At 62.6% G+C, this 8,476-nt stretch carries 8 protein-coding genes; 2 read left to right on the forward strand and 6 right to left on the reverse strand.

Annotated elements, in window-relative coordinates:
- Positions 1-3: 3 nt before the first annotated feature.
- From MAXJ12_RS00685 to MAXJ12_RS00710, 6 genes are all read right to left on the reverse strand, one after another.
- A complete protein-coding gene (locus MAXJ12_RS00685) occupies positions 4-780 on the reverse strand; it encodes an L-iditol 2-dehydrogenase (protein WP_008833800.1) in 777 nt (258 codons plus the stop codon).
- Entirely contained in the window at positions 777-1,775 is a 999-nt protein-coding gene (locus tag MAXJ12_RS00690) for an ABC transporter ATP-binding protein (RefSeq protein WP_008833801.1), read from the reverse strand. Before MAXJ12_RS00690 ends, MAXJ12_RS00685 begins: the two co-directional genes overlap by 4 nt.
- A gap of 19 nt (positions 1,776-1,794) precedes the next feature.
- Positions 1,795-2,619: a carbohydrate ABC transporter permease gene (locus tag MAXJ12_RS00695; RefSeq protein WP_008833802.1), complete on the reverse strand. Its 825-nt coding sequence runs from the start codon at positions 2,617-2,619 to the stop codon at positions 1,795-1,797.
- Between the two features lie 246 nt (positions 2,620-2,865).
- Positions 2,866-3,738 carry a carbohydrate ABC transporter permease gene (locus MAXJ12_RS00700; RefSeq protein ID WP_008833803.1) on the reverse strand — a complete coding sequence of 291 codons (873 nt, stop codon included), beginning with the start codon at positions 3,736-3,738 and terminating at the stop codon, positions 2,866-2,868.
- Positions 3,739-3,904: 166 nt separating this feature from the next.
- Positions 3,905-5,215 carry an ABC transporter substrate-binding protein gene (locus MAXJ12_RS00705; protein ID WP_008833804.1) on the reverse strand — a complete coding sequence of 437 codons (1,311 nt, stop codon included), beginning with the start codon at positions 5,213-5,215 and terminating at the stop codon, positions 3,905-3,907.
- Between the two features lie 392 nt (positions 5,216-5,607).
- Complete coding sequence (locus tag MAXJ12_RS00710) at positions 5,608-6,495, reverse strand: NmrA/HSCARG family protein (protein WP_008833805.1); 888 nt, start codon at positions 6,493-6,495, stop codon at positions 5,608-5,610.
- 98 nt (positions 6,496-6,593) lie between these two features.
- Between MAXJ12_RS00710 and MAXJ12_RS00715 the strand changes: the two genes are divergently transcribed.
- Both MAXJ12_RS00715 and MAXJ12_RS00720 read left to right on the forward strand, forming a co-directional pair.
- On the forward strand, positions 6,594-7,514 hold the full coding sequence (locus tag MAXJ12_RS00715; protein WP_008833806.1) for a LysR family transcriptional regulator: 921 nt from the start codon (positions 6,594-6,596) through the stop codon (positions 7,512-7,514).
- A 284-nt stretch (positions 7,515-7,798) separates the two neighbouring features.
- Complete coding sequence (locus MAXJ12_RS00720) at positions 7,799-8,110, forward strand: hypothetical protein (RefSeq protein WP_008833807.1); 312 nt, start codon at positions 7,799-7,801, stop codon at positions 8,108-8,110.
- The last annotated feature ends 366 nt before the right edge of the window (positions 8,111-8,476 follow it).

The raw sequence follows: 8,476 nt of genomic DNA on the forward strand, positions 1-8,476 counted from the left end.
AATTCAACTCATCCACTGGCCGCCGTCGACATTGTAGGTCTGGGCGACGATGTATTCGGCCTCGGCGCTGGCGAGGAACACCGCCATGCCGGTCAGGTCTTCCGCCCTGCCCATCCGCCCGAACGGCACCGCCTCGCCGACCAGCCGCTTCTTTTCGCCCTTCGGCCGGTTCTCGTATTTGGCGAACAGCGCATCGACGCCGTCCCAATGCTCGCCGTCGACGACGCCCGGCGCGATCGCATTGACGTTGATGCCGTGCTTGATGAGATCGAGCCCCGCCGACTGGGTCAGCGAGATGACGGCGGCCTTGGTCGCGCAATAGACCGCGACCAGCGCCTCGCCGCGCCGCCCGGCCTGGCTCGCCATGTTTATTATTTTCCCGCCCTTACCGCGAGAAATCATCGAGCGGGCAGCGGCCTGCATCATGAACAGCGTGCCGGCGACGTTGACCGCGAAAAGCTTGTCGTAGCTAGCCTTCGTGATCTCCACGATCGGCGCTGCGTCGAACAGCGCCGCATTGTTGATCAGTATGTCGAGCCCACCCGCCTTGTTCTCGACCGCCTTCACCGCCGCCTCGATCGAGGCGAGGTCGGTCACGTCGAGGCTGACCGCGTAAGCCGCGTCACCGATCTCGTCGGCGGCCTTCATGGCCGCGTCCAGATTGATGTCGCCGATGCAGACGGTCGCACCTTCCTGAATATAGGCCTCGGCGAAAGCGCGGCCAATGCCCCGCGCGGCGCCCGTTATCAGAGCCGATTTGCCGGCTAATCGCTTCGTCACATGGCTCTCCCGTCTTCGCTGAACCGGTGCAGTTTTGTCGGGTCGGGCGTCAGGAAAACCGTGTCGCCGTGCCGCACCGAGATTTCGCCGTCGGCGCGCACCGTAAGCGGCCCGACGCCGTCGGCGTTGACATGCAGGAAAGTGTCGGAGCCGAGATGCTCGGCGACGCCCACCGTCGCCTTCCACCCGCCGGCGCTGGTCGAGATCTGCATGTGCTCGGGGCGGATGCCGATCGTCGCGGCGCCTTGCTTCGCCGCAACCGCGCCATTGATCAAATTCATCTTCGGCGAGCCGATGAAGCCGGCGACGAACAGGTTCTTCGGCGTCTTGTAGAGCTCCATCGGCGAGCCGACCTGCTCGATGTTGCCGGCGTTCAGCACCACGATCTTGTCGGCCATGGTCATCGCCTCGACCTGGTCGTGGGTGACGTAGATCATCGTCGTCTTGAGCTGGTGGTGCAGCTCGCTGATCTCCAGCCGCATGGTGCCGCGCAAGGCGGCGTCGAGGTTCGACAGCGGTTCGTCGAAAAGGAAGGCCGAGGGCTGGCGCACGATGGCGCGTCCGATGGCGACGCGCTGGCGCTGGCCGCCGGAAAGCTGGCCGGGCCGGCGGTCGAGATAGTTGGTGAGGTTCAGGATGCGCGCCGCGTCCGCCACCTTGCGGTCGATCGTCGCCTTGTCCTCTCCGGCCATCTTCAGCGGGAAGGCGATGTTCTTGGCCACCGTCATATGCGGATAGAGCGCGTAGGATTGGAACACCATCGCCAGCTTGCGCTTGGCCGGCGCCTCGCCGGTCACGTCGCGGCCGTCGATGACGATCGCGCCGGCGCTGGTGTCTTCGAGCCCGGCGATCAGCCTGAGCAGCGTGGACTTGCCGCAGCCCGACGGCCCGACGAAGACGACGAACTCGCCGTCCTCGATGGTCAAGTCGATCTCCGGAATGATGATCGTCGCCCCGAAGGATTTCGACACATTTTTCAGCGTGATCTGGCCCATGGCTTCCTCCCCGGGGATTCTATTTGACGGCGCCGAAGGTCAGGCCGCGCACCAATTGCCGCTGCGAGAACCAGCCCATGATCAGGATCGGCGCGATGGCCAGCGTCGAGGCGGCCGAAAGCTTGGCCCAGAACAGCCCCTGCGGACTGGAGAAGGAGGCGATGAACGCAGTCAGCGGAGCGGCGTTCGTCGTCGTCAGGCGGATCGTCCAGAACGCCTCGTTCCAGGCGAGAATGATGTTCAAGAGCATGGTCGAGGCGATGCCGGGGATAGCCATCGGCGTCAGCACATAGACGATCTCGTTCAGCAGCGAAGCGCCGTCCATGCGCGAGGCTTCGAGGATCTCGCCGGGTATCTCGCGAAAGTAGGTGTAGAGCATCCACACCACGATCGGCAGGTTGATCAGCGTCAGCATGACGGTGAGGCCGATGCGGGTGTCGAGCAGGCCGGTGTCGCGGAAAATCAGGTAGATCGGCACCAGCACGGCCACCGCCGGCATCATCTTGGTCGACAGCATCCACATCAAGATGTCCTTGGTCCGCTTGGTCGGCGAAAACGCCATCGACCAGGCGGCGGGTATGGCCACCAGCAGCGCCAGCAGCGTCGAGCCCACCGAGATGACGACCGAGTTCATGAACGGCTTGAAATAATCGCGCTGCGTCTGCACCTCGACATAGTTCTCGGATGTCCAGCTCGGGAACAGGCTGAACCCGGCGATCGCCTCGGGCTCGGTCTTGAACGAGGTCAGGATGGTGTAGAGGATCGGGAAGAAGATCACGAAAGCAACCAGCCATGCCGCGGCGGTGAAGGCTGCCTTGCGTCGTGTCGAAACTGCGCGGGCCATGGCTAGTGCTCCTTCGCGATATTCATGAGGCCGCCCCCTCCAGCGCCTTCGGCGGTCAGCTTCCTGGACGCCCCCTCCACCATGCTTCGCATGGTCCCCCTCCCCCGCTTCGCAGGGGAGGAACCGGCGTCGCCGCCAATCCTCCCCCGTTTACGGGGGAGGGGGACCGCCGAAGGCGGTGGAGGGGGCGATGCCCGAAGGCGATCGGGCATGAAGAATTCGAATGTCAGTCGCATGGTTCGCCCCTCACCTATCCAGATTCTTCCCCACCGCGCGCATCAGGAAGAAGGCGACGATGTTGGCCAGGATGACGGCGATGACCCCGCCCGCCGAAGCCCCGCCGACATCGTAGCCGAGCAGCGCGGTGCGGTAGATTAGGAAGGGCAGGTTGGTCGTGGCGTAGCCCGGGCCGCCATTGGTGGTGACGAGGATCTCGGCATAGACGCCGAGCAGGAAGATCGTCTGAATCAGGATGACCACGGTAATGGCGCGGGCCATGTGCGGCAGCGTCAAATAGATGAAGCGGTTGACGAAATTCGCGCCGTCCATCTCGGCCGCCTCCTTCTGCTCGCCGTCGAGCGACTGCAGCGCGGTTAAGAGGATCAGTGTTGCGAAGGGCAGCCACTGCCAGGCGACGATGACGATGATCGAAAGCAGTGGATACTGCGCGAACCAGTCGACCGGCTGCAGCCCGAAGAACCGGGAGATGTCGGCGAAGACGCCGTAGCCGGGATGCATGATCATGTTCTTCCACACCAGCGCTGCGACAGGCGGCATGACGAAGAAGGGCGAGATCACCAATATGCGCACGATGCCCTGCCCGAAGATCGGCTGGTCGAGCAGCAGCGCCAGCGCAATGCCGCCGATGACGGTGATCAGCAGCACGCCGACCACTATCAGAAGCGTGTTCCAGATCGACTGGAAGAACGCGGGGTCGGTGTAGAAATACTGATAATTGAACAGCCCGGCGAAGCTGACATTGGCCGGGTTGAGCAGATTGTAGTTCAGGAACGAGAACCACAGCGTCATCGCCAGCGGCACGGTCATCCAGACGAGCAGCAGGATCACCGACGGCGCCATCATGAAGCGCGCTAGCGTGCCGGTCTGTCGCGTGGCCATGATCTTCCTCCGAAATGACGCTTCGGCTGCACTTTGCCGATATTTCTCGCCGGCCTTTTCAGGTCGAGTCCAATCGTAGACGATTGCTCTGGTAGGAACGGGAGCCCTGTCCCGGAAAGGGGCCGCCCAGGCTGGGACCCGGACGGCCAAGGCACCGGGAGGATGCCTATTTGATGTAGCCGCCGCGGGTCATTTCCCGCGTCGCCACCGACTGGGCCTGCGCAAGCGCGTCGTCGACGCTCATTTGCCCGGCGAGGGCTGCCGAAAACAGCTGGCCGACCGTGGTGCCGAGGCCCTGGAACTCGGGGATGGCGACGAACTGCACGCCGGTATAGGGCACGGGCTTGACCGTCGGCTTGGTCGGGTCGGCGGCGTTGATCGAGTCCAGCGTCATCTTGGCGAAGGGCGCGGCCTTCTGGTATTCCGGGTTCTCGTAGAGCGAGGTGCGGGTGCCGGGCGGCACGTTGGCCCAGCCTTCCTTCTCGGCCACCAGCGCCAGATAGTCCTTGCTTGTCGCCCAGGAGATGAATTTCTGCGCAGCGTCCGCCTTCTGCGTGCCCGCGGGAACGGCGAGCGACCATGCCCACAGCCAGTTGCCGCGCTTGCCGAGCCCGGTATCGGGGGCGAGCGCATAGCCGACCTTGTCGGCCACCGTCGAATCCTTCGGGTTCGACACAAAGGACGCCGCGACGGTAGCGTCGATCCACATGCCGCACTTGCCCTGCTGGAACAGCGCCAGATTCTCGTTGAAGCCGTTCGAGGATGCGCCCGATGGGCCGGCGTCCTTCATCAGGTTGACGTAGAAGTCGAGCGTGTTCTTCCATTCCGGCTGGTCGAACTGCGGCACCCAGTTCTCGTCGAACCAGCGCGCGCCGAAGGAGTTGGAGGTGGCGGTCAGGAAGGCCATGTTCTCGCCCCAGCCGGCCTTGCCGCGCAGGCAGATGCCGTTGATGTCGGCGGCGCGGTCGGTCATCTTGCGGGCGGCGTCGGCCACGAACTCCCAGGTCGGTGCATCGGGCATGGTCAGCCCCGCCTTCTCCATCAGATCCTTGCGGTACATGATGAAGGAGCTTTCGCCGTAGAAGGGCGCGGCGTAGAGCTTGCCGTCGGCGGTCAGGCCCCCGGCGATGGCCGGGATGATATCGGCCGCGTCGTAATCCGCGCCGAGATTTTCCAGCGGCAGCAGCCAGCCCTGCTTGGCCCAGATCGGAACCTCGTAGGTGCCGATGGTCATCACGTCATACTGGCCGCCCTTGGTGGCGATGTCGGTGGTCACGCGCTCACGCAGCACGTTCTCCTCGAGCGTCACCCATTGCAGCTGGATGTCGGGATTCTTGGTGGTGAAGTCGTCCGTCAGCTTCTGCATGCGGATCATGTCGCCATTGTTGACCGTGGCGATGGTGATCGATTCGGCGTGAGCGGCAAACGCAAACGCGCTTGCGGAACACAGGCCCAGAATGAGCGTGGTCAGTTTCATGAATTCCTCCCATGGACCAAGATGAGCATTTGCCTTGGCTGTGGGCAATTATTCACTTACCGTGATTTATGTCAAGCGGGATTCTTCGCTGCAGTGCGGCAAGGTCGTCGTTCGGCATTACGCCAAAACGCATCGAGGAAAGCCCGGCTATCGCGTCGAACCGCCGCCATTCGCGGCTCCGGCAGGCTTTGTGAACAAATTGTGCGTCCGAACCGGCGGTCCGACAGCCGACACCGCTGTTATTGCAGCGCTTTTTCCGTTTCGCCCGAGCGCCATTCCGAGATTTTATCCCCAGCGGCGGCATCGTCTCGGGCGGCAAGCGGACCCCAGCTTCAAACTTGCTGCCATCCGCTTCCGCCCGGATTTTATCAGCCGGCGATGTCCATGGAATCTCAGGCGGCAGAAGATGCCTGTTCGAGAACGCTCCAGTCGAACTCGTGCGCCCAGTCGGCGAAACTGTGCCAGCGAACCTCGGGAAAATCCCTTCGCAATGCGGCGATATCGGCATCGTAGCCGACGCGGTCGAACCATTCGAACATCAGCGCCGTATCCTCGCTTTGCTGGCGAGCCGCGGCAATCGGGATTTCCTGGTAGCCGATCGGGCGGCCGATGGCTTGCGACAGTATTTTCGCCTGCTCCTCGCCCGACAACTCGTCGCCGGCAATGTCGAAACGCTTGCCGAAAACCTGCTCGCGCCGCTCGACCAATGCTGCCACGAACGCCCCGATGTCCTCCAGGGCGACCAGTTGCAGGACGCGTTTGGCAGGCATTGCAAAGGCGTACGTGCCCTGGCGCAGCCCACCGATCGACCATGGCGCGACGATGTTCTCCATGAAGGCGACCGGCGCGCTGATCGTGTAGGGGATGCCGAGCCCGGCGACATGTTTCTCGACGAGATACTTGCTCTCGAAATGCGGGATTCCCGTCTTCTTGTCGGCATCGGCTACGGACGAATAGATCAGATGTCCGACGCCGGCAGTCTTCGCGGCGTCGGCGGCAACGATCCCCTGGCGGGTCTCCTCCTCAATTCCGGCCTCGTAGCTGTTGCCCATCAGGTACATCGTGTCGACGCCGCTCGCAGCCTTCACGATGGACGCGGCGTCACCGAGATCGCCGATGACGACATCAGCGCCGGCCGACGCAAGCCTTCGCGCAGCATCGCTGTCGGGGTTGCGGGTCATCGCTTTGACGCGATTTCCCCTGGACAAAAGTGCGCGCGCAACCGCGCCTCCCTGCTGGCCAGTGGCTCCGGTAACCAGAACGCTTCGCTTGGTAATCATGTCTGCTCTCCTTTTCTTCCCGCGGAGTGAAAGTAGGGCCTGACATATTGAGCCATAATGGCCTATAGTCGGGAAACATCGTCCCATTTCTGGATACAATGCTCGATCTGAACGATATCCTGGTATTTGCTCGTGTCGTCGAGGCCGGCAGTTTCACCGCCGCCGCGCGCCTGCTCGGCATGCCCAAAACGACGGTCAGCCGCCGCATCGCCGCGCTCGAGCGCGAGGTCGGGATGCGGCTCATCCAACGCACGACCCGCAGCCTCAGCATGACGGACGCAGGGCGTCTCTACTACGAGCAGAGCAGTCAGGCGCTGCGGACAATCGAAGATGCGAATCTGCGGCTTGCGGAAGCCAGGGCGGAGCCGTCGGGCACGATTCGCATTTCGGCTCCCGTGGGCTTTGGCGATTCTTTTCTGACCGGCGCGGTGTTCGATTTTCTTGGCGAGCATCCGAAAACCAGGATCGAGTTATGTCTCACGGACGACCAGCTCAATCTGGTTGAAAGCGGCATAGATCTCGCTTTTCGTACCGGGATCCTTCCAGACTCCACGCTGATCGCCCGCAAGCTCGGCTCAACGCATAGAATTCTGTGCGCCAGTCCGGATTATCTCGCGCGCCGCGGCGTCCCGGCAATGCCGGCGGACCTCGCCCGCCATCACTGCGTCATCGCAGGCCAGTCGACAGCCAGCGCTCACTGGGTGCTGGACGGACCGCATGGCCAGGAAACGGTCACGGTGTCTGGACGCTTCGCCGCCAATGAAATGCAGGCGGTGATTGCTGCTGCGATTGCAGGTTATGGCGTCGCCCTGTTGCCCCACCGGATCGCCGAGGCGCCTATCGGGGACGAGCGGCTGCGCCGCGTTCTCGCCGATTACGCGACGCCGGCCGGCGGCCTCTATGCCGTATATCCGAGCAGCCGACACCTTTCGCCAGTGGTCAAGGCATTCATCGAGCTTGCAGCGGAGCGATGGAGCGCCGCCGGCGTCAGCGACAAGGCAGGAGCCGTATCGGGCTAGAGCAGCTACCGCCTGCTTGCTTCCGATGCGTGGAACGCATCTCCGAATTCAAAGTCGTCCCACGCCAGTTTACGCCGAAGGTTGAGCAATTCGGCGGCACCTGTTGCACGTGTCCACAACGACCGCACAAAGGACTAAATAGCGGCTGACGTTCTGGTCCTGTTAAGGTAAAGCACCCCCTCACCGGCGAAAAATGAACTTATTGGAGTTCGACCCTGGGAAAACAACAAACCGACGGCAAAGCACAGGCAAAGATTTGGATTGCGGTAGGCGTTGTCGCGGCAATGGTCGCCGGGTGCACGACCGCGCCCGCCGACTATGCGGCCAGCCTCTCGAACCAGGACCCGAAATGGCAGTCGCCGGAGTGCGAAGAAATCCGCGCGCAGGCGTTGAACTACAAGGAGAGGAACCTCAACTGGGCGGCCGGCGCCTTGATTGGCCCCTATGGGCTTGCGCTCGTAGCAGCAGGCAAAGAGCACCAGGAAAAGCAACGAAAGCTCCTCGCCCGCGAGATGCATATACGATGCTCAAGCCTGCCATTGCCGAAGAATCTGCAGATCGACCCGTCGACCGCGCAAAAGAGCAGGTTAAGCTAGCATCTGACGCCTGGTACCCGCGCAGAAATCTCCGTCTCGGTCGTGGAAGGGCGTTCCGATCCTGCCGGAAGCAAAAATTCCGAATGGCGCAGGAGGGTGGGAGCTCGTTATTCGGCTTGTCGATCGGAACAGCAGGTAGCGCCAAGAGCGGTCCTTCAAGTGAGATTCCTTGGGTGTCATGTATCACCGGAAGCGGACGTGGTCTGCGCTGTTGCACCTCCTCAAAGCGTAGCCCAAGAAGCTACACCTCGGCTGCCCGCCGTGACCCGGAAGATCGTGCCGCGACGCAACCACCTCGAATGGCCGGAATTTCGGAAGCGACTAGCTAGTGCCCGTCCATAAACGCCTGTTTTTCCAGGTGTTAGA

Source organism: Mesorhizobium alhagi CCNWXJ12-2 (assembly GCF_000236565.1).
Classification (GTDB): Bacteria; Pseudomonadota; Alphaproteobacteria; order Rhizobiales; family Rhizobiaceae; genus Allomesorhizobium; species Allomesorhizobium alhagi.